The organism is Mesorhizobium sp. M0001, assembly GCF_040324255.1.
Taxonomy (GTDB): Bacteria; Pseudomonadota; Alphaproteobacteria; order Rhizobiales; family Rhizobiaceae; genus Mesorhizobium.
Map to the genome: position 1 here is coordinate 35,686 of NZ_JAMYVS010000008.1, position 20,444 is coordinate 56,129.

Sequence of the window (20,444 nt, forward strand, 5' to 3'; positions counted from 1 at the left end):
CGCTTTGTTCTATGCCGCAATGCAACCATCTTCGCCCGGCATAGGCGAAACCCGGGATCGAAAGCCAATGAACGACGCAACACCCCCCAACCGCTGCCGCATCGTGCTGATCGCACCCAAGGACGCTCCGGCCGAGCGCATTGCGGCTGCCTTCGACGGCGGTGATATCGCTTCGCTGATCCTGCCTGAGAACGGCATGGACGAGGCTGCCTTCCAGGCTTTTGCAGAACAGATCGTACCGGCCGCGCAAGCGGCCGGCATCGCCGTCATCATCGCCGGCGATACCCGCATTGCCGGCCGTGTCCAGGCCGACGGCATTCATGTCGAGGTTTCCAAGGACGCGCTCGCCGAGACCATCGAACACTTCCAGGGCAAGATGATGGTCGGCGCCGGTGGCGCCAAGACGCGCGACGACGCGCTGGAACTCGGCGAAACCAGGCCCGACTACATCTTCTTCGGCCGCTTCGGCTACGACAACAAGCCCGAGCCGCACCAGCGCAACCTGTCGCTCGGGCAATGGTGGGCGGACGTGATTGAGATCCCTTGCGTCGTCATGGCCGGTTCCGCCATCGCTTCGGTAGAAGCGGTGGCCGCCACTGGCGCCGAGTTCGTGGCCGTCTCAAGCGCTGTCTTCGCCGAAGGCGCCGATCCGAAGGCGGCGATTGCTGCCGCCAATGCGCTGCTCGACCAAACCGCGCCGCGCTTCGAGGGCTGACGTGCGCCGACCTGGACTTCCTCTCGCGGTTCTCGTTGCGGCCTTGATGAGCGGGGCAGCGATCGCGGCGGAAACCGTTCCGCTGCCGCAGCCGAGGCCCGACACCAGCGCGCCCGCCCTCAGCGTGCCGGATGCGATCGCTCCCGATGCAGGTGCTCCAAAAGCCGGTGCCACGGATTCCGGCGTCCATATCGACAAGCCGATCGACACCCCGCTGCCGCAGCCGGCGACAACCGCGCCGCTGCCGTCGGCCGACGCGATCAACCCCCAACGTTTCGGCGCCAAGCCGGCGGACCCCGCCTATGGCGCTTTCCAGCGCGGCCTTTACAAGACGGCCTACAATCTGGCGTTGGTGCGAGCTCAGAATGGCGACCCGGCGGCGCAAACGCTGGTGGCCGAGATCCTGTCGCGCGGGTTGGGCGTGCCGCTCAACCAAGCGGAAGCCGCCAAATGGTATGCGCAGGCCGCCGAGCAGGGGATTCCTGAATCGCAGTTCCAGTATGCGCTGATGCTGCTCGACGGCCGCTACGTCAAGAAGGACGAGAAGGGAGCTTATGCGCTGATGCAGGCCGCCGCCGAGGCCGGCAACCGGCTGGCGCAGTTCAACTTCGCGCAATTGCTCGTGCAGCAGGATCCGGGCGATGCCGGCATCGCCAGGGCTGTGCCTTATTATGAGCGTGCCGCGGCGACAGGGCTTGCCGATGCCCAGTATGCGATGGCGCAGGTCTATGCCAATGGCGTCGGCGGCAAGACCCGCGACGATGGAAAGGCCCGCAGCTTGCTGGCACAGGCTGCCAGGCAGAACTACGACACCGCGCAGATCGATCTTGCCGCCTGGATGATCGAGGGCCGGGGCGGTGTTCGCGACCTGAAATCCGGCTTCAACTGGATGAAGCAGGCAGCTGAAGGCGGCAATGTCGCTGCCCAGAACCGGTTGGCAAAGCTCTATATGGGCGGCATCGGAACCGACCCCGACCTGATCCTGGCCGGGGCCTGGTATGTGGTCGCCCGCCGCGCCGGCCTTATCGATCCGGAGATGGACGATTTCCTGCAAGGGCTGACCGACGATCAGACAAAGCAAGCCTTGCAGAAGGCCAACCGCCTGCCCTGACACGCAACGTCACTGTGTATGATCCAGCACGACCTTGCCGAAGGGAGAGCCGTGTTCGAGATGGCGAAAGGCCTGCGCTGCCTCTGCCCATGGGAAGACCCGGTCGATCACCGGCCGCAGCCGATTGACGGCGAGCGCCCGGTTCATCGCTTCGAAGGACTCGCGCGAGCCGACCGGTATGCCGCGTGCTTTCACCTGGCGTCGGAAGATGTCGAGCGGATTGATCACCCCTTCGCTGCCGCCGAGATAACCGATGACGTTGATCTGGGCGCCGCGCGCCGACGCCTTGAGCGACTGCGCGAAACTTTGGGGACCACCGACTTCGATGATGTGATCGGCGCCCCGGCCATCGGTCAGCGCCAGCACGGCCGACGACCAATCCGGATTGTCGCGGTAGTTGACGCCATCATGCGCGCCAAGCCCCTTCGCCCGGGCAAGCTTCTCATCGCTGCTCGACGTAACAATGACGCGCGCGCCGGCCGCCTTTGCCAACTGCACGGCAAACAGCGACACGCCGCCGGTGCCGAGGCTGAGCACGGTTTCGCCTGGCTTGAGCTTGCCCTCGGTGAACAACGCATGCCAGGCAGTGACGGCGGCGCAAGGCAATGTCGCCGCCTCGACATCGCTGAGATGTGCCGGGACGATGACCGCCGCCTGTTCGTCCAGCCGGGCGAATTCGCTCAGCAAACCGTCGATCGGGCCGCCGCGCTGGTAGGAAGGTTCGGCCATCGCGAAGCTGCCGCCGACCCATCGCTGCCAGAACGTGCCGCAGACCCGGTCGCCGACCTTGAAGCGGCTGACCTCGGGGCCAAGCGCCACGACCTTGCCGACGCCGTCGGAAAGCGGCACCAGCGGCAAGGGGAATGTCGTGTGATAACTGCCGCGCGCGATCTCGACATCGCGATAGTTGAGCGCCGTCGCCTTGACGCGGACGATCATCTCCTGACGGCCGGGTTCCGGCATTGGCCGTTCGACCATCTTGAGATTGACGATGCCGCCCGGGCTCTGCAGTTCGATTGCCTTCATTGTCATTGTCCTTCCGTTTGAAAGGAAAATCGCTTGCCAGGCGGTGGATTTCAAATTCATAATGTTCACAATGATTATGCTTGCAAAACGTCGTTCTGACTATGCTTGAGGAATTGCGCACGCTCGCCCTGTTTGCCGAGGAGGGCTCGATCCAGAAGGTCGCCCGGCGCCTGCCGCTGACGCAGCCGGCTGTGACCCGGCAGATCCAGCGGCTGGAGGACATGCTTGGCACGACGCTGCTCGACCGCCGGCAAAAGCCGCCGCGACTGACGCCGACGGGGCTGGAAGTGCTGGCGCGCGGCCGCGATATCATCGCTTCCGTAGAAGCGCTGAAATCCTTCGCCGGAAAGACCGAGCCGGAAGGACTGTTCCGCCTGGGTCTCGCCCATGGCCTCTCGGACCGCGACATAGCGGGGGCCATCGCCAACGCCGCGGCGGCGTTCCCGAAAGTGTCGCTACGGCTCAAGACCGGCTGGAGCGCCGAACTGATCGATCAGTTCGAACGCGGCGAGCTCGATGTGACGATTGTTCTGCGATCGTCGGAGAAGCCAGGTCCGGAAGCGCTTGGCACTGAACGTCTTGGCGTCATAGCTGCGTCCACCGTCGCCGATCCGGAAGACGGTGGCCGGACACCCATGCCGTGGGTGCTTAGTCCGGCACCTTGCGACGCGCGCCAGAAGCTCACGTCCGTTCTGGTCGGCGGAAGGCGTTATTTCGAGATCGCGGCGGAGATACAGGATCCGGCCTTGCAGATGGAATGGGTCCGTCGGGGGCACGGCCTTGGGCTGATGCCGTTGCGTCTTGCAAGGCGCGGACTTCCCGACGGCCTCATGCTCGTCAACACGGAAGATGTCGACCTTTCCTTACAGGTCGCCGCACTTCGTTCGCCTCATCTCAACCGGCTGACTGAGGCTGCGGATGCCATAGTCGAGGCCGTCGGCAAAGTCATTGCAGCCCAGGTTTGAGGCTACCAGCCCTTGTCGGGCGATCTGGCATCCCTTGCCTCTCCTGCCGATTTGTGGTCTTGGGGGCCCGAAATCGCTTGTCCAGCGACCATCCCCATACCAACGGCCAAGCCGTTGGTAGCATCCCGGATCAATCTCATCATGGCCAAGATCAATGGCAACGAAATCCGTCCCGGCTATGTCATCGAGCACGATGGCGGCCTCTGGGTGGCGGTCAGGACCAACACCGTCAAGCCCGGCAAGGGCGGTGCCTACAACCAGGTCGAACTGAAGAACCTGATCAACGGCACCAAGCTCAACGAGCGCTTCCGCTCGGCCGAGACCGTCGAGCAGATCCGGCTCGACCTGAAGGATTTTTCCTTCCTCTACGCCCAGGACGACGCACTGGTGTTCATGGACACGCAGAGCTACGAGCAGCTCGAGCTGGCGAAGGATTTCGTCGGCGACCGCGCCGCCTTCCTGCAGGACGGCATGATGGTGACGGTCCAGCTCTATGAGGACAGGCCGATCGGCATTTCGCTGCCCGACCAGGTGACGCTGACCATCACCGAGGCCGACCCGGTGGTGAAGGGCCAGACGGCCGCGTCCTCGTACAAGCCGGCGGTCCTGGAAAACGGCATCCGCGTGCTGGTGCCGCCATTCATCGGCGCCGGCGAACGCATCGTCGTCGACACCAACGAACTCACCTACATGCGCCGCGCAGACTGACACGTAGGCAGGAACAGATACGATGGCACGCTCCGCACTTCTCAATGTCATGGTCCAGGCCGCCATGAAGGCCGGCCGCTCGCTGTCGCGCGACTTCGGCGAGGTGCAGAACCTGCAGGTGTCGATGAAGGGACCGGGCGACTATGTCAGCCAAGCCGACCGCAAGGCCGAGGACATCCTGTTTGCCGAACTGTCGAAGGCACGGCCGGGCTATGCCTTCCTGATGGAAGAGCGCGGCATGATCGCAGGGGACGACGACCAGCACCGTTGGATCGTCGACCCGCTCGACGGCACCACCAATTTCCTGCACGGCATTCCGATCTTTTCCATCTCGATCGCGCTGGAGCGACAGGGCCAGTTGGTCGCCGCCGTCATCTACAATCCGGCAATGGATGAGCTCTACACCGCCGAGCGCGGCGGCGGCGCCTTCATGAACGATCGCCGGCTGCGCGTTGCCGGCCGCAGCAAGCTCACCGACTGCGTCATCGGCTGCGGCGTGCCGCATCTCGGCCGCGGCCAGCACGGCAATTTCCTCGTCGAGTTGCGCAATGTGATGGCCGAGGTCTCGGGCGTGCGCCGCCTGGGTTCCGCCGCGCTCGATCTCGCTTATGTCGCCGCAGGCCGCATGGACGGCTTTTGGGAAACCGGCCTGTCGGCCTGGGACATTGCCGCCGGCCTGCTGTTGATCCGCGAGGCCGGTGGCTTCGTCTCCGACATGGATGGCGGCCAGGATATGCTCGAGGCGGGTTCGCTCGTCGCTGGCAACGAGGTCATCCAGCGCGCGCTGCTCAAGGCCGTGAAGAAGCCGCTTTCGGCGCGCTGATCACTTGGCATGCCGGCGCGGCGTGCTGAAGCGCCGCAGTCGCAAAACCGCAATCAAAGCTTGAAATACTGCCCGGCGGCCGCCCAGATAAGGGTGACGCAGGATTTTTTATGACGAGCATACCTTCACTATCCTCGCGAGAAGCGCAGCCAGACCAGCCAATTGAAATCCCTTTTGTCGGGCGTTGGCACTATTCGCGTGCGGAGATGATCGCCGATGGCATCGTCCACGCGGTCGGCATCGTGCTGGCAATAGCCGCCGGCTCGGCGTTGCTGGCGCTGGCCGCCTTCCATGCCGGTCCCGGCGAATACATCGCCGCCGCCTTCTTCGTGGTGTCGCTGCTGACTGTGCTGTCGATTTCGCTGACCTACAATCTGTGGCCGGTGACGTCGCCGGCGAAGTGGATCTTGCGGCGCTTCGATCATGCGGCGATCTACCTCCTGATCGCCGCGACCTACACGCCCTTTCTGGCCCAGCTCGACGGCTCGCCGCTGGCGCTGCCGATGATTGTCCTTGTCTGGACCGCTGCTTTGACCGGCATTGCCATGAAAGTGTTCCTGCCCGGCCGCTTTGATCGTCTGGCCATTGTCTTCTATCTCGCCATCGGCTGGAGCGGCGTCGTCCTGGTCAAGCCGCTGGTGGCGACGTTGCCGACGACTTCGATCGCGCTGATTGTCGCCGGCGGCATCGTGTACTCCTGCGGCGTCATCTTCTTCGCCTGGAAACGCCTGCGCTTCCACAATGCCCTCTGGCACGGCTTTGCCGTCACCGGCGCCGGGCTGCATCTTGCCGCCATGGTCGACTGCCTGGTCGTCAACCGCCTCTGAACGGCGTGGTGCGGCCCGACAGTCGGGCAATATTGCCAAGCGCCATTCAATTTGGTCACAATTCCGTTTAGAGTCGCGAATTACGTGATCGGCGGCACTGGAGCGGTTCCAGGGAAGTATGAGCGGCTTCCCGTTCGGAATTGCGTCAAGGCAAATAGAGCATCGGAAACGGGGCACGGATGGCTTTTCTCAGATCCTTCGGCGTGGGCAGGCGTTCTGATGTCCTGATGTACGATCCGCACAAACTGTCGAGCCCGCAGGTCTTCCTCCTGACCATGGTCATCTTCCTGGTCATCGTCGCCTTCATCGCCGCCATCCTCACCCGCCAGATCTCGACCGCTTTCGGGAGCAATCCCGGCCTCAACGGCCTGATCGTCGGCGTCCTTGTGGTCGGCATCCTGCTTGCCTTCGCCCAGGTCGGACGACTGTTTCGCGAAGTGCGCTGGGTCAATTCCTTCCGCGCCGGTTCCGAAACCACCGAGCCGGTGCTGCTGGCGCCGATGAAGGCGATGATCGGCCGCTCCTCGACGGTCGCCTTCTCGACGTCTTCGATGCGCACCATGCTGGATTCGATCGCCACCCGCCTCGACGAAAGCCGCGACACCTCGCGCTATCTCGTCGGGTTGCTGGTGTTCCTCGGTCTGCTCGGCACCTTCTGGGGCCTGCTCAACACCATCGGCTCGATCCGCGAAACCATCGAATCGCTCGATCCCGGCACCGGCGACGCCGCCGCCGTGCTCGATTCGCTGAAGCAGGGGCTGTCGGCGCCGCTGGCCGGCATGGGTACGGCCTTTTCGTCCTCGCTGTTCGGCCTTTCCGGGTCGCTGGTGCTAGGCTTCCTCGACCTGCAGGCCGGCCGCGCGCAGACCCGCTTCTATACCGAGCTTGAAAACTGGCTGTCCTCGGTCACCGATCTCTCCTCCGACATCGCCGTCGCCGACCCGGCCAAGACTGAATCCTCCGACGAGATCCGGGTCCTGTCGGAACGGCTGCGCAGCATGCAGGAAAGCGGCGGCGGCTCCAATCCGCGCGTCGCCACCGCCATGGCCAATCTCGCCGACGGCATTTCCGGCCTGGTCAAGAACATGCGCTCCGAGCAGCAGATCATGCGCGACTGGGTCGAGGCCCAGTCGGACGAGCAGAAGGCGATGCGCAACACGCTGGAAAAGATCGCCGACGCGCTGAAGAAACCCGGGGTCCACTAGCATGGCTCTCGCCAGGGGCCGGCGCACCGATCGCCGGATCGACTATTGGCCGGGCTTCGTCGACGCGCTGTCGACGCTGCTGCTCGCCATCATGTTCCTGCTCACCGTTTTCGTGCTGGCGCAGTTCCTGCTCGGACGCGAACTCTCCGGCAAAGATACGGCGCTCACGCGCCTCAACTCGCAGATCAACGAACTGACGCAGTTGCTGGCGCTGGAGCGCTCGAGCGCGCAGGACAAGGACGATTCGCTGGCCAATCTGCAGGCGTCGCTGTCGGCCGCCGAAGCTGAGAAGAGCCGGCTCGAGCAGCTGCTGGCGCAAGGTGCCGGCGCCGGCGACGCCGCCACCCAGCGCGCCGCGGAACTCGGCGGCGAACTCGACAGCCAGCGCCAGATCAGCCAGCAGGCGCTGAGCCAGGTCGAGATCCTGAACCAGCAGATCGCAGCACTGCGCAAGCAGATCGGCGCGCTCGAGGACGCCCTCAATGTGTCCGAAACGCGCGACCGCGATTCCAACACCAAGATCGCCGATCTCGGCCGTCGGCTCAACGTCGCGCTGGCGCAGCGCGTGCAGGAGCTGAACCGCTATCGCTCCGACTTCTTCGGCCGCCTGCGCGAAATCCTCGCCGACCGCGAGAACATCCGCATCGTCGGCGACCGCTTCGTCTTCCAGTCGGAAGTTCTGTTCCCGACCGGGTCGGAAGTGATCAACGATGCCGGCAAGGTCGAGATGAAGAAGCTCGCCGATGCCATCATCGAGTTGCAAAAGGAAATCCCGCCCGAGATCAACTGGGTGCTGCGCGTCGACGGCCACACCGACAACAAGCCGCTGTCCGGCGCCGGCCGCTATCGCGACAATTGGGAATTGTCGACGGCGCGTTCGACCTCGGTGGTCAAGTTCCTGATCGAGAACGGCGTGCCCGCCAACCGGCTGGTTGCGGCCGGCTTCGGCGAATTCCAGCCGCTCGACCCCGCCGACACCGAAGACGCCCGCAACAAGAACCGACGCATTGAACTGAAGCTCACCGAACGGTGATTTTCAGTCACGCGAAATTGTTTGCCGGCTCAACTCTAGGGCGCAACGCCAGGTCGGCAAGGCCTGAAAACATTATCTTTCTTTAATTACACTTCGCGTTTCCGGGCTCCTACTTTGACGCGCAGGGCCGAGAACCGCCGGCGATGCCTCCCATCGCGACGCGACGGAACCGGACGGCCCGCTTCCGGAAGGCGGAGCGAAAGCGCTTGCCCCTTCCATAGCAGGAGGAGACGCACATCATGCGCTCTTTGAAGACTCTCAGGACCGCAACCCTCACGACACTTCTGATCACTGTTCCACTCGCCGGCGCCTATGCCGCCGGACATCACAAGGGCGCCCTCGACGCCAGCGACCCGACCGACATGACCGGTCCGCGCGTGACCGGCCTGATCGAGCAGGTGCGGGGCGTCGAACAGGGCATCACGGATGCGCGCGAGACGAAGGGCATCTCGACCTCGGAAGCGCAGTGGCTGCATCTGCGTGCTGCGCATATCGGCCAGGCCGCCGAACGGGTCGCCGCTTCGGACCATGGCCGGATCCCGGCCGCGCAATATCACGATCTGCTGCGCCGCCTCGACAATGTCGATCAGAGGCTGATGTCCGACACCGGCAGCGGCTTCATGATCGGTGATGGCTCCGACGGCGGAAATTATCCGAACGGCTGAGATCCGCTCTGATATCTCCAGGAATGAGGAAGGGACTGTCTGACGCCCCCGGATCTGGCTCCGAGGGCGTCTTTTTTGTCACCAGCCCAGCCACAGCGCAGCGAGGGCCAGCACCGCCGGCACGGTCTGAATATAGAGGATCTTCCGGCTGGCAGTCGCCGCGCCATAGAGGCCGGCGACGGCGATGCAAAGCAGGAAGAACACCTTGATCTGGAATCCGGCTGCGCCGAGATAGAGGCCCCAGATCAGCCCGGCGGCAAGGAAGCCGTTGTAGAGCCCCTGATTGGCGGCGAGCACCTTCGATGCGCTGGCGAAGTCCGGCTTGAGGTTGAACGCCCTGTGCCCGCGCGGTGTGTCCCACGCCACCATCTCCAGATAGACGATGTAGAGGTGGATCAGGGCCACCAGCCCGACCAGGATATTGCCGATCATCTTAGTCTCCCCTCCATGGCGGTGTTCCACCGCCAGCCAGCATTCCACGCACAAGCTCATCGGCGCAAGCTGCATCGGCGAAAGCCACCTTTGAGGGTTGCCAATCCTGGCGCGTTGGTATCTTTTCCCGCGGTCCAAAACGCGGAACCTGCCATGTCTTTTCAGAAGCTCGATGATCTCGGCCACAAGCTCGAAGCGCTGGAACATGCGCTCGCTATCCTCGGCGCCGACGAGGCGACCCACATGGCCGTCGGCGGCGGCGAGAAGCGCGCCGAAGCCATGTCGTCCCTGGCCGGGATGCTGCATATCAGGGCTACCGCGCCGGAGATCGCCGACTGGCTCGCCGCCGCCGAACAGGAGGCGCTGAACGAGGAGCAGCAGGCGGCGGTCCGCGAACTGCGTCGCCAATACACCAACCTGACCTGCCTGCCGGTCGAATTCGTCGAGCGCCAGACGGTGGCGCGTATGCGCTCCGAGCAGCTCTGGCGCGACCTGCGCGCCAAGAATGACTGGGCAGGCTTCCTGCCGGCGCTCGAAGGTGTCATCGCGCTGGTGCGCGAGGAAGCCGCTTTGCGCGCCGACGCGCTCGGCCTCGATCCCTACGACGCACTGATGGAGCAATACGATCCTGGCAACCGCGCCGCCGACATCACGCCGGTCTTCACCGAGCTGAAGACATTCCTGAAGGGCTTCGTGCCGGAAGCCCTGGCCGCGCAGGAAGCGCGCCTGGCCAGGCATCCCGTGAAGCCGCTCTCCGGCAGCTATGCGATCGACCGGCAGCGCGAGCTTGGTCTCGCCATGATGGCTTCGGTCGGCTTCGACCTCACCCACGGTTCTCTGTCCGTATCGCACCATCCCTTCTGCGGCGGCGTGCCGAGCGACGTGCGCATCACCACCCGCTACAAGACGTCCGACTTCCTGTCGGCCTTGATGGGCGTGCTGCACGAGACCGGCCATGCGCTCTACGAGCAGAACCTGCCGAAGGCCTGGGCGCACTGGCCGCTCGGCAAGGCGCGCGGCATGGCGGTGCATGAAAGCCAGAGCCTGTTCGTCGAGAAACAGGTCGGCCGCAACCCCGAATTCTGGCGCTGGGCGCTGCCCGTGGTCGAAAAGCATCTCGGCGAAGCCTGGTCGCTCGACGACATCCTGCCGCATGTGCACCGGGTCGAGCGCGGCCTGATCCGCGTCGACGCGGACGAGGTAACCTACCCGCTGCATGTCATCCTGCGCTACGAGTTGGAGCAGGAGCTGGTCTCGGGGCGGCTGCAGGCGGCCGACCTGCCCGAAGCGTGGGACGCCAAGATGCGGGAGTATCTTGGCCTTTCGACCATCGACAACCCAGCCGACGGACCGATGCAGGACGTGCATTGGCCGGGCGCCGCCTTCGGCTATTTCCCGTCCTATACGCTGGGCGCCATGATGGCGGCGCAGCAATGGGCTGCGCTGACGCGCGACCATCCTTCAGCCGACAGCGATCTCGCCAGGGGCAATTTCGCCGCCATCAATGACTGGCGCCGCGACAAGATCTGGTCGCAGGGATCGCGCTGGTCGACGCCCGAACTGCTTGAGCGCGCCACCGGCGAGAAACTGAATGCCGCGCATTTCACCGAGCATCTCCGCAAGCGGTATGGTCCCGCCTGATTGCGGGTTGCTACTCCGCGGCACCCCTGAAGGCGCTTGCTCCGGTTTCGAACTGCAGCTTGGCCAGCCTTGCATAGATTCCGCCCTTGGCGACCAGGCTCTGGTGCGTGCCTTCCTCGACGATGCGGCCGCCATCCATGACCAGGATGCGGTCGGCCTTCAGCACGGTCGCCAGCCGGTGGGCGATGACGATGGTGGTGCGGCCCTGCATCAGCCGTTCCAGCGCCGTCTGCACCAGCGTTTCGCTTTCGGCGTCGAGCGCCGACGTGGCCTCGTCGAGCAGCAGGATCGGCGCGTCGCGCAGGATGGCGCGGGCGATCGCCACGCGCTGGCGCTGGCCGCCGGACAAGGTGACGCCGCGCTCGCCGACCTGGCTGTCGTAGCCCTTGTCGAGCCTGAGGATGAACTCGTCGGCCAGCGCGTCCCTGGCGGCGGCCTCGATCTCGGCATTCGTCGCGCCCGGCCGGCCAAAGCCGATATTGTCGCGCGCGCTTGCCGCAAAGATGGTGACATCCTGCGGCACGATCGCAATGCGCTCCCGCACTTCAGCCGGATCGGCTTCGCGCACGTCGACGCCGTCAATGGCGATGCGGCCGGTTTCTGGATCGTAGAAGCGCAGGATCAGCGAAAAGACGGTGCTCTTTCCGGCGCCCGACGGGCCGACGATCGCCACCGTCTCGCCGGGCTTGACCTGAAAACTCAAGCCGTGGACGGCGGCACGGTCCGGCCTTGCCGGGTAGGAGAAGGAGACGTCGTCGAAGCTGATCGCGCCTGTCGCCTTGGCGGGCAGCGGCAGCGGATTGGCCGGCGGTTGAATCGCCGGCGTCTCGTCGAGTATCTCGGTCAGCCTTTCGGCCGCACCCGCCGCCTGGGCAAGCTCGCCCCAGACTTCCGACAGTGCGCCCAGCGCGCCTGCGGCAAACACGGAGTAAAGCAGGAACTGGCCGAGCGTACCGGGCGACATCGTGCCGGCAAGCACGTCACGCGAGCCGAACCACAACACCGCCACGACCGAGGAAAAGATCATGAAGATGGCAAAGAAGGTGAGCAGCGAGCGGGAGAAGATCGACGAGCGCGCCGCTTGGAAGGCGGCTTCCACCGCGGCCGAGAACCGCCCGGTGACCAGCGTCTCGTTGGTGAACGCCTGCAGCGTGCGCACCGCGCCGATCTGCTCGCTGGCATAGGCGGTCGCTTGCGCCAGCGTGTCCTGCGCCTGCCGTGACCGGCGCCTCACCGAACGGCCGAACGCGACCAGCGGCAGCACGATGAGCGGAATGGCCGCGATCACCAGGCCCGACAGTTTCGGGCTGGTGACGACCATCATCGCCACCGCGCCAAGGCCGAGGATGACGTTGCGCAACGCCACGGAGGCGGTGGCGCCGACGGCGGATTTCACCTGCGTGGTGTCGGCGGCAAGCCGCGAGACGATCTCGCCCGACTGGGCGGTGTCGAAGAAGGACGGCGAAAGCGTCGTGACATGCGAAAACACGTCGCTGCGGATGTCGGCAACGACCCGCTCGCCGAGCGTGATGACGAAGTAGTAGCGTCCGGCCGATGCCGCCGCCAGAATGGCTGCCATCGCCACCAAAGCGGCGAAATATTCGGCGATGAAGACGGTGCCGGAAGCGCTGAAACCGTGGTCGATCATGCGCCGCACGGCCAGCGGCAGCGCCAGCGTCGTCGCTGCGGCGATGGCGAGCGAAATGAGGGCGCCTATGACCAGTTTGCGGTAGCGGAATATGTAGGGATATAGGCGCCTGAGCGGCCCGAGCGAGCGCCTGCGCCCGTCTTGCTCGCCGCTGATGTCCGCCATGACCGTTTCCTCTGGCCGCTCCAGGTGGGCGCGTTCAATATGCGCCTGCCGTGGCCTTGTGATTCAATTCCGGCTGATGTATAGGCTCGCCGACCGTTTTAGAAGCCGTGGCTTTTCAATAGCTGCGGCTTCGAGTTTTAAAAAGGGGCGCATCGACGCAGGCCGCGGGCCCGTCTGTAGCGCCGCAAGCCAGGAAGCACGACAATGAAGGCCGATATCCATCCCGACTACCACACCATCAAGGTCGTCATGACCGATGGCACCGAATATTCGACCCGTTCGACCTGGGGCAAGGAAGGCGATACGATGAACCTCGATATCGACCCGACCACGCACCCGGCCTGGACCGGCGGCCAGCAGACCCTGCTCGACCGCGGCGGCCGCCTGTCGAAGTTCAAGAAGCGCTTCGAAGGGTTCGGCCTTTAAAGTTTACCTGTATCGCTGAATCAAGAACCCGCCTTTGTGGCGGGTTTTTTGTTGCCGCCAAAGTCAGTCGCTTCAAGCTAACGCGCCGATACCTCCCGCTTGTGGGGAGGTCGGCCCAAGGGTCGGGTGGTCCGACGCCTCCACCCTGCTGCTTCGAAGCGACCCTTCCCAGGGTGGTGCGAGCCTACCCGTCCACCAATTCCCGCAGCGCCATGCGCTTGTAGGCGGCGACCAGCCTGTCGCCCTCCTGCCGGTCGACCGAGATCGCCAGCCGCACGGCAGCCTCGCCCATCTGCCAGACGAGGAAGGCCGTCGTCTCCAGCGCCACCGGATCGGCGCCGGGATGCAGCCGCTTCAGCACCGTGGTCAGGAATTCGGCATTCGCCCGGCTGTCGGCAAGTTCGAGCTGGCGCAGCGCCTTGTCGGCCTGCGTGCCCGACCAGATGTCGCGCATCACCGGCTCGGCCAGGAACAGCTGGTAGTAGATATCGACCAGCTCCGAAAACGCCTGCCGCAGGCCCTCGGCGTCGACGACATCCTTGAGCGCCGAGGAGATGCAGGCCTGGCTTTCGGCGGTATAGCGCTCGGCCAGCGCCCAGACGATCGCCCGCTTGTCGGGAAAGAACTGGTAGAGCGAGCCGATCGACACCGCGGCCCGCTCCGCCACCTCGCCCATGCGCATGGCGTCGCTGCCTTGCTCGGCAATCAGCGCCGAGGCTGCGGCCAGCATGCGCTCGACCCGCTCGCGGCTGCGCTGCTGGGTGGGCGCCCGTCGCGGCGATGCGACCTGCTCCTGGGCAGATGCGGGCGTTGCTGTGTCTTCCATGACGGCCTCCGGTCTCGACAAAATCTGCCAACAAACGGCTTGACTCCCAAAATACGAGGGTTTATCACGTTTTGCAAATGTGAGGATTACTCACATTTGCAAACAAAGGAAAACCCCAATGACTAACACCAAACCAGTCCTGATCCTCGGTGGCACTGGCAAGACCGGCCGTCGCCTCGCCGAGCGGCTGACCTCACAGGGCATTCCCGTGCGCATCGGCTCGCGTTCCGGCAGCCCCCGCTTCGACTGGGAGGTTCCGGCGACCTGGGAGCCTGCGATGCAGGGCGTGGGCGCCGTCTACATCAGTTACTATCCCGACATCGCCGTGCCGGGCGCCGCCGAGACCGTCGGCGCCTTCGCCAGGCTTGCGGTAGCAAATGGCGTCACCCGCATGGTGCTGCTCTCCGGCCGCGGCGAGACCGAAGCCCAGCGCGCCGAAGAGATGGTCAAAGCCTCGGGCGCTGACTGGACGATCCTGCGTTGCGCTTGGTTTTCGCAGAATTTCAGCGAAGGTTTTCTCGTCGAGTCCTTGCGGCAAGGCGAAGTGGCTTTGCCTGTCGGCCCTGTTGGCGAGCCCTTCGTCGATGTCGACGACATCGCCGATGCTGCCTTCGTTGCGCTGACCGAACCGGGTCATGTCGGCCAGCTCTATGAGTTGACCGGGCCGCGGCTGCTAAGCTTCGCCGACGCGGTTGCTGAGATCGCCAAGGCGACCGGCCGCGACATCCGCTATATCAAGATCTCGCATGACGAATTCACCGCCGCGACGGCGGCATACGAACTGCCGCCCGAAATCGCCTGGCTGCTCAACGAGCTGTTCACCGAAGTGCTTGACGGCCGCAACGAGACGCTGACCGACGGCGTCCAGCGTGTGCTCGGCCGCGCGCCGAAAGACTTTTCCGCCTACGCAAATGAAACCGCTGCAACCGGCATCTGGAGCAACTGAGATGATCAAGCTTCTTCCCACCCTCACCATCATCGCCGCCATCGGCTCGGGCGTCGTCGGCGGCGTGTTCTTCGCCTTTTCCAACTTTATCATGTCGGCGCTTGCCCGGCTGCCGGTCCCCCAAGGCATCGCAGCGATGAATTCGATCAACATCACGGTGATCACGCCCACCTTCATGACGGCGCTGTTCGGCACCGGCCTGCTCTGTCTGGTGCTTATCGCCGCCGTTCTCATGGGGTGGAGCCAGTCCGGCTTATACTGGCTGCTTGCCGGCGCCGTGATCTATTTGATCGGCAACCCGATCGTGACCATGGTCTTCAATGTGCCGCTCAACGATGCGCTCGCCGCCGTCGACCCGGCCAGCGCCAATGGCGCAGCCGTGTGGGCTAACCATCTGAATCAATGGGTGATGTGGAACCACGTCCGCACCATCACCGCCATCGTGTCGATGGCCTGCTTCATCTTCGCATTGCTCTGAAAGTCGTCAAGCAAGGTAAGCTGTGTTGAGATTCAGGTCAGGTCGAGTCGAAAATGGTGGCTTCCGAGAACCGGAGCGGAGCGTACTCAAGTACGTGTGCACCGGAAGCGCAGGAAGCCGTCATTTGCAGGCCGGCCTCACCTGAATCTCGACGCAGATTAGGTCTTGCGGTCGGAATGGCCTAGATCGCGGTCTGGATCGATGACGTCGCGCACCAGCTGCTTGAGCTTGGCTGCATCTGGAAAGCCGCCGTCGCGCTTGCGGTCCCAGACCAGCACATCGTTGCAGGAAACGGTGAAGATGCCGCCTGTGCCCGGCACCAGCGTCACTTCACCAAGATCCGTGCCGAAGGTGGAGAGCAGTTCCTGCGCCATCCAGCCGGCCCGCAACAGCCACTGGCACTGCGTGCAATAGATGATGACCACGCGTGGCCTCTCCGGCACACTCATGTCTGGGTCTCCTGTATACGCACCGTGGTCTTTGCAAATCGATCGTGTATCGGGTCGTCGCCCAGAGCTATGGATATCGCGATCCAGACCGGCCAGATCAGCACCAAAACGAGAGCGGCGGATGCAACCACTATTTCCAGGCTGGAGTAATCCTGCACGCCACCGGGAGCGGTGCCCCAAGCCTGAAAAGCATACCAGCTTCCCGTCAGGACGATCGGTAATGCGCCGAGAAACTTGATAAGTTGCCGCCGAACAGCCTTTCTCGCCGGCAGGCCGACCCTATGTCTGTCGTCCTCATCATGCACAATGAGCTCCGTGAGCCGCTTGCCGATTGATTGGCCGGACTTCAACTCCATAATGAGGAGATAAGACGCCAGAGCGATCAGCTCGAGGAAACCCAGGTCCAATGCTGCAGGCCTGAAATTTCCTTGCGAATCCAGATCGATCGAGATTGAGGAGGTTTCTCCAGGCTTTGAGCCCGGCGCCGTACCCACGCTCCATATGGCGACCGGCAAACCGAGTACTGATGTTCTACACACCTGCCAGTCATAACGGGCAAGTGTCGGGGCACCGTGAACCGTACCCTCCTGGCATAGTTTCCAGTTCAGCCAAAAGCTGCCTTTTACGCCACCGTTGGTCAGCAGAAATAGAGCCCCTACGAGCAAATAGAGGGCGATCAGGATTACAAGGTAGTCGATGAGTGCAGCGAGAAACCGTCGCCATATGCCGGGCCGGCGAGGCCAGGCCACCGCATCGGCAAAACTTGCCTCTTTATAGTCGGTCATCGGCCCCCCCTGATAACTGACTAATCTATAGGCAGGCCGCCGTCATACAGCAATATTCGCATCCGACTGTATTGCACGGACCTACGCCGCGCTGAGCTTGGCCATGGTCTCGTCGTCGACCTCGAAATTGGCGTAGACGCTCTGCACGTCGTCATCGTCCTCGAGCGTTGCCACCAGTTTCATCAGCGATTGCGCCCGCTCTTCGTCGACCGGGACATTGTTCTGCGGCTGCCAGATCGGCTTCACCGATTCGGCCTCGCCAAGCGAGGCTTCCAGCGCCTTAGACACTTCGCCCATACTCTCGAACGCACAGTAGATGGTGTGGCCTTCCTCGTCGGACTCGACGTCATCGGCGCCGGCCTCGATCGCCGCGTCCATCACCTTGTCGGCGCTGCCGGCGGAGGCCGGATAGTAAATCTCGCCGGCGCGGTTCCACATGAACGACACCGAGCCGGTTTCACCAAGCGCACCCCCGGCTTTGGTGAAGGCGGCGCGCACGTTCGAGGCCGAGCGGTTGCGGTTGTCGGTCAGCGCCTCGACGATCAGCGCCACGCCGCCTGGCCCATAGCCTTCATAGCGCACCGCTTCGTAATTCTCGGCATCGCCCATCGATGCCTTGTTGATGGCGCGCTGGATGTTGTCCTTCGGCATCGACACCGCCTTGGCGTTCTGAATGGCCAGGCGCAAACGCGGGTTCATCGACGGATCCGGTGTTCCGCTCTTGGCGGCGACGGTGATTTCGCGCGCCAGCTTGGAAAACATTTTCGACCGCACCGCGTCCTGCCGGCCCTTGCGGTGCATGATGTTCTTGAACTGTGAATGGCCGGCCATGGCACCCCTGTCGTCTTCGGCTAGAGCATCCCGAAGCGAGGTGGTCTCACCTCGTCCTCCCGGGTACTCGAATTCAAATTTTCAGAGCCGTCCAAGGTGCAACGCGATGGATGCACGGCGTTCTCTGTCGGAATGGCCGGCTTATAGATAAATCGGCTCAATTCGTCCAGCCGCGCCGGTTCAGCCCTCCAGATCGGACTTCAGCCGGTCGATAATGCTGAGCGCATGGCCGGCATACTGGCTGATCCAGCGGTCGTGGATGTGCTTGATCGGCAGCGCGTTGAGATGGTTCCAGCGCTCTCGCCCTTGGCGCTTTGCCACCACCAGTTCGGCTTCTTCCAGCACCTTGAGATGCAGCATGACGGTGCAGCGATCGATGTCGGGAAACGCCTCGCACAACATGCCGGTCGTCTGCGGCGCATCCTTCAGCCGATCCAGCAATTCGCGACGGCGCGGATGCGCCAACGCCTTGAAAACGTGATCGTCTGCGGTTTGGCTTGACATGTTATGTTTCTATAACATATCGTCGAGCCAATCAAGGAGGAGCTGTGGATATGTCTCTTGGATTCAGAGTTTCCGGGCGCATCGGCAAACCGGTCGCCGAAGTCTTCGACGCCGTCGTCAATCCCAAAAAGCTGAGTGGCTATTTCACCACCATCGGCGGCGCCAGCGCGCCGCTGAAGGCCGGCACCGGGGTGGTCTGGTGGGGCAAGGTGCCCGTCGAAGTCGATGAGGTGATCAAGGACCGCCATATCGTGCTGCGCTGGGATGCCACCGATGCCGAAGGCAAGCCCGCCTACAAGACACGCATCGAGATGAACTTCGAGCCGCTGGACGATGGCGGCACCCTTGTGACCATTGCTGAATCCGGCTGGCCGGAAGGCGTGGTCGGCCTGCAGAAATCCTACCTCAATTGCGAGGGCTGGTCGCAGATGCTGGCCTGCATGAAGGCCTATGTCGAATACGGCATCAATCTGCGCGACGGCTACTACCGCGGCGAGATGAGGGGCGAGCCGGCCAACGAGACAAACAGATGAACAGCGCAACGGAGCCCGCAATAACCGCGAAAATGACAGGTGGAATCAACATCGCCATGAAAGTCCCGTCACATCAGTACGAGGCGACGATCGCCTTCTATCGCGACGTCGTCGGCTTGAATCCATTCACCGCCAAGACGCCGGCCATCGGCTTCGAGCTTGGCCCAAACCGTCTGTGGATCGACGAGGCGCCGATGCTGAGCCAGGCCGAAGTCTGGCTTGAGCTTTTCACCGACAATTCTGCAGCCATTGCGGATCATCTCGCCAAGGCCGGCGTCGTCCGTTGCGACGCGGTCGAGCCCCTGGGCGAAAGCTTTCGCGGCTTCTGGATCGCCAACCCGGCCAGCATCGTTCACATGGTGCGCGAGCCTTACGCCTGGTGAGCGCAAACCGGACAAGGAAAGGAGCATCGATGGAAATTCACAAAACGCCGACTGCCGAAGCCGGCATGCTGATCAGGCGGCCGGTCGCCGAGGTCTTCGAGGCGATCGTCGACCCGGCCATCACCACGAAATTCTGGTTTACCCACAGTAGCGGCCGGCTGGATAGCCGCAAAGAGGTTCGCTGGGAGTGGCGCATGTACGGGGCCTCGGCGATGGTCAATGTCAGCGAGATCGTCGAGAACAAGAAGATCGTCATGCAATGGAGCGATCCGCCGACCACTGTGGTCTGGACATTCACGGAGATGCCCGGCGCCGAAACGCCTGACGGTGCGACCTTTCTTGAGGTCAGCAATTTCGGCTTCGCCGGCACCGCCGACGAGCAGGTCAAGCAGGCGGTCGGCTCGACCGACGGCTTCGCACTCGTTCTTGCCGGCGCAAAGGCATGGCTGGAACAGGGCCTGTCGCTTGGCCTGATCGGCGACCGTTATCCGAAGGGCGTGCCGGGGCGCTAGGATCGCCCCGATCGCCCAGCCTCAATGCCCACCGCTGGATTTCTTCCTTCGCCGCGCCAGCATGTTGAGGCCCTCGACCAGGGCGGAAAAGCCCATCGCGGCGTAGATGTAGCCCTTCGGCACATGATAGCCCATGCCGTCGGCGATCAGCGTCATGCCGATCATCAGCAGGAAGCCCAGCGCCAGCATGACGATGCTCGGGTTCTTGGCGATGAAATTGGCCAGCGGCCCGGCCGCCAGCATCATCACGCTCACCGCCACGATCACGGCGATGTACATGATGGCAATCTCGTCGGTCATGCCGACGGCGGTGATGATCGAATCGATCGAAAAGACGAGATCGAGCAGCAGGATCTGGAAGATGGCGCCGGCAAGCGAGATCTGCAGCGTCTCGCCCATCATCGTATCCTTGTGGTCGTCGGGATCGACGGTGTGGTGGATTTCCTTGGTCGCCTTCCAGACCAGGAACAGGCCGCCGGCAATCAGGATCAGGTCGCGCCAGGAAAAGCCATGGCCGAACGCTGTGAACACCGGCGTCGTCAGCTGCACGATGATGGAGATGGTTGCGAGCAGCACCAGCCGCATGATCAGCGCCGCCGAGATGCCGAGACGGCGGGCGCGGGCGCGCTGCGCCTCAGGCAATTTGTTGGTCAGGATCGAGATGAAGATCAGATTGTCGATGCCGAGCACGACCTCGAGGACGATCAGCGTCAGCAACGCGACCCACGCGGTTGGATCGGAAACAAATTGAAAATGCGGCGCAAAGAACTCGATCAGCTGCATGGAGGTCGTCCCCTCTTTAACGAT

25 protein-coding genes are annotated in these 20,444 nt (G+C 63.5%); 16 read left to right on the top strand and 9 right to left on the bottom strand.

Going from position 1 to position 20,444, the window contains the following annotated elements:
• Nucleotides 1-67 precede the first annotated feature (67 nt).
• On the top strand, nt 68-715 hold the full coding sequence (locus NKK50_RS21605) for a thiamine phosphate synthase (RefSeq protein ID WP_352499919.1): 648 nt from the start codon (nt 68-70) through the stop codon (nt 713-715).
• Between the two features lie 46 nt (nt 716-761).
• Nucleotides 762-1,826, top strand: a complete 1,065-nt coding sequence (locus tag NKK50_RS21610; RefSeq protein WP_352543837.1) for a tetratricopeptide repeat protein — start codon at nt 762-764, stop codon at nt 1,824-1,826.
• A 9-nt stretch (nt 1,827-1,835) separates the two neighbouring features.
• Here NKK50_RS21610 and NKK50_RS21615 read toward each other — a convergent pair whose 3' ends face one another.
• Nucleotides 1,836-2,852 carry a zinc-dependent alcohol dehydrogenase family protein gene (locus tag NKK50_RS21615; RefSeq protein WP_352543838.1) on the bottom strand — a complete coding sequence of 339 codons (1,017 nt, stop codon included), beginning with the start codon at nt 2,850-2,852 and terminating at the stop codon, nt 1,836-1,838.
• Between the two features lie 80 nt (nt 2,853-2,932).
• Between NKK50_RS21615 and NKK50_RS21620 the strand changes: the two genes are divergently transcribed.
• From NKK50_RS21620 to NKK50_RS21650, 7 genes are all read left to right on the top strand, one after another.
• Complete coding sequence (locus NKK50_RS21620) at nt 2,933-3,817, top strand: LysR family transcriptional regulator (protein ID WP_352543839.1); 885 nt, start codon at nt 2,933-2,935, stop codon at nt 3,815-3,817.
• 141 nt (nt 3,818-3,958) lie between these two features.
• Nucleotides 3,959-4,525 carry an elongation factor P gene (gene efp, locus NKK50_RS21625; RefSeq protein WP_023668757.1) on the top strand — a complete coding sequence of 189 codons (567 nt, stop codon included), beginning with the start codon at nt 3,959-3,961 and terminating at the stop codon, nt 4,523-4,525.
• Between the two features lie 22 nt (nt 4,526-4,547).
• Entirely contained in the window at nt 4,548-5,348 is an 801-nt protein-coding gene (locus NKK50_RS21630) for an inositol monophosphatase family protein (RefSeq protein ID WP_023684166.1), read from the top strand.
• A 110-nt stretch (nt 5,349-5,458) separates the two neighbouring features.
• The gene (gene trhA, locus NKK50_RS21635) at nt 5,459-6,175 is read left to right on the top strand and encodes a PAQR family membrane homeostasis protein TrhA (protein ID WP_502896560.1); all 717 of its coding nucleotides are present in this window, start codon (nt 5,459-5,461) and stop codon (nt 6,173-6,175) included.
• Between the two features lie 179 nt (nt 6,176-6,354).
• Nucleotides 6,355-7,380, top strand: coding sequence for a MotA/TolQ/ExbB proton channel family protein (locus NKK50_RS21640; RefSeq protein WP_023668754.1), 1,026 nt, complete (start codon nt 6,355-6,357; stop codon nt 7,378-7,380).
• A gap of 1 nt (nt 7,381) precedes the next feature.
• Nucleotides 7,382-8,413: a peptidoglycan -binding protein gene (locus NKK50_RS21645; RefSeq protein WP_023684164.1), complete on the top strand. Its 1,032-nt coding sequence runs from the start codon at nt 7,382-7,384 to the stop codon at nt 8,411-8,413.
• Nucleotides 8,414-8,652: 239 nt separating this feature from the next.
• Nucleotides 8,653-9,078, top strand: a complete 426-nt coding sequence (locus tag NKK50_RS21650) for a hypothetical protein (RefSeq protein WP_023688945.1) — start codon at nt 8,653-8,655, stop codon at nt 9,076-9,078.
• Nucleotides 9,079-9,156: 78 nt separating this feature from the next.
• Here the strand turns inward: NKK50_RS21650 and NKK50_RS21655 are convergent, their stop codons facing one another.
• Entirely contained in the window at nt 9,157-9,510 is a 354-nt protein-coding gene (locus NKK50_RS21655; protein ID WP_023806573.1) for a DUF1304 domain-containing protein, read from the bottom strand.
• A gap of 153 nt (nt 9,511-9,663) precedes the next feature.
• Here NKK50_RS21655 and NKK50_RS21660 point away from each other — a divergent pair, with 153 nt between their 5' ends.
• Nucleotides 9,664-11,151 carry a carboxypeptidase M32 gene (locus tag NKK50_RS21660; protein WP_023694585.1) on the top strand — a complete coding sequence of 496 codons (1,488 nt, stop codon included), beginning with the start codon at nt 9,664-9,666 and terminating at the stop codon, nt 11,149-11,151.
• Between the two features lie 10 nt (nt 11,152-11,161).
• Here the strand turns inward: NKK50_RS21660 and NKK50_RS21665 are convergent, their stop codons facing one another.
• Nucleotides 11,162-12,964, bottom strand: coding sequence for an ABC transporter transmembrane domain-containing protein (locus NKK50_RS21665; RefSeq protein WP_023668749.1), 1,803 nt, complete (start codon nt 12,962-12,964; stop codon nt 11,162-11,164).
• A gap of 204 nt (nt 12,965-13,168) precedes the next feature.
• Here NKK50_RS21665 and rpmE point away from each other — a divergent pair, with 204 nt between their 5' ends.
• Nucleotides 13,169-13,390: a 50S ribosomal protein L31 gene (gene rpmE, locus NKK50_RS21670; protein WP_023668748.1), complete on the top strand. Its 222-nt coding sequence runs from the start codon at nt 13,169-13,171 to the stop codon at nt 13,388-13,390.
• Nucleotides 13,391-13,574: 184 nt separating this feature from the next.
• Here the strand turns inward: rpmE and NKK50_RS21675 are convergent, their stop codons facing one another.
• Nucleotides 13,575-14,216, bottom strand: a complete 642-nt coding sequence (locus NKK50_RS21675; protein ID WP_023700270.1) for a TetR/AcrR family transcriptional regulator — start codon at nt 14,214-14,216, stop codon at nt 13,575-13,577.
• Nucleotides 14,217-14,334: 118 nt separating this feature from the next.
• Here NKK50_RS21675 and NKK50_RS21680 point away from each other — a divergent pair, with 118 nt between their 5' ends.
• Nucleotides 14,335-15,162, top strand: a complete 828-nt coding sequence (locus tag NKK50_RS21680) for an NAD(P)H-binding protein (RefSeq protein WP_023806576.1) — start codon at nt 14,335-14,337, stop codon at nt 15,160-15,162.
• Between the two features lies 1 nt (nt 15,163).
• Nucleotides 15,164-15,640, top strand: coding sequence for an anthrone oxygenase family protein (locus NKK50_RS21685; RefSeq protein ID WP_352543841.1), 477 nt, complete (start codon nt 15,164-15,166; stop codon nt 15,638-15,640).
• 158 nt (nt 15,641-15,798) lie between these two features.
• Here the strand turns inward: NKK50_RS21685 and NKK50_RS21690 are convergent, their stop codons facing one another.
• The 4 genes from NKK50_RS21690 to NKK50_RS21705 all read right to left on the bottom strand — a co-directional run bounded on the left by NKK50_RS21690 (nt 15,799) and on the right by NKK50_RS21705 (nt 18,209).
• The gene (locus NKK50_RS21690; protein ID WP_352543842.1) at nt 15,799-16,089 is read right to left on the bottom strand and encodes an Rdx family protein; all 291 of its coding nucleotides are present in this window, start codon (nt 16,087-16,089) and stop codon (nt 15,799-15,801) included.
• On the bottom strand, nt 16,086-16,874 hold the full coding sequence (locus NKK50_RS21695) for an RDD family protein (protein WP_352543843.1): 789 nt from the start codon (nt 16,872-16,874) through the stop codon (nt 16,086-16,088). Before NKK50_RS21695 ends, NKK50_RS21690 begins: the two co-directional genes overlap by 4 nt.
• A gap of 81 nt (nt 16,875-16,955) precedes the next feature.
• The gene (locus NKK50_RS21700) at nt 16,956-17,705 is read right to left on the bottom strand and encodes a YebC/PmpR family DNA-binding transcriptional regulator (RefSeq protein WP_023668740.1); all 750 of its coding nucleotides are present in this window, start codon (nt 17,703-17,705) and stop codon (nt 16,956-16,958) included.
• A 180-nt stretch (nt 17,706-17,885) separates the two neighbouring features.
• Nucleotides 17,886-18,209 carry an ArsR/SmtB family transcription factor gene (locus NKK50_RS21705; protein ID WP_023668739.1) on the bottom strand — a complete coding sequence of 108 codons (324 nt, stop codon included), beginning with the start codon at nt 18,207-18,209 and terminating at the stop codon, nt 17,886-17,888.
• Nucleotides 18,210-18,259: 50 nt separating this feature from the next.
• Between NKK50_RS21705 and NKK50_RS21710 the strand changes: the two genes are divergently transcribed.
• From NKK50_RS21710 to NKK50_RS21720, 3 genes are read left to right on the top strand one after another with little or no spacing between them, the layout of a single operon-like run.
• Nucleotides 18,260-18,742, top strand: a complete 483-nt coding sequence (locus tag NKK50_RS21710; protein WP_023668738.1) for an SRPBCC domain-containing protein — start codon at nt 18,260-18,262, stop codon at nt 18,740-18,742.
• Nucleotides 18,739-19,125 (top strand): VOC family protein, encoded by a 387-nt coding sequence (locus tag NKK50_RS21715; RefSeq protein WP_460221647.1) that lies wholly within the window; start codon nt 18,739-18,741, stop codon nt 19,123-19,125. The genes NKK50_RS21710 and NKK50_RS21715 overlap by 4 nt, the downstream gene beginning before the upstream one ends.
• A 29-nt stretch (nt 19,126-19,154) precedes the next feature.
• Nucleotides 19,155-19,637, top strand: a complete 483-nt coding sequence (locus NKK50_RS21720) for an SRPBCC family protein (RefSeq protein WP_023698429.1) — start codon at nt 19,155-19,157, stop codon at nt 19,635-19,637.
• 21 nt (nt 19,638-19,658) lie between these two features.
• Here the strand turns inward: NKK50_RS21720 and NKK50_RS21725 are convergent, their stop codons facing one another.
• Entirely contained in the window at nt 19,659-20,420 is a 762-nt protein-coding gene (locus NKK50_RS21725; protein WP_023694576.1) for a TerC family protein, read from the bottom strand.
• Nucleotides 20,421-20,444 lie beyond the last annotated feature (24 nt).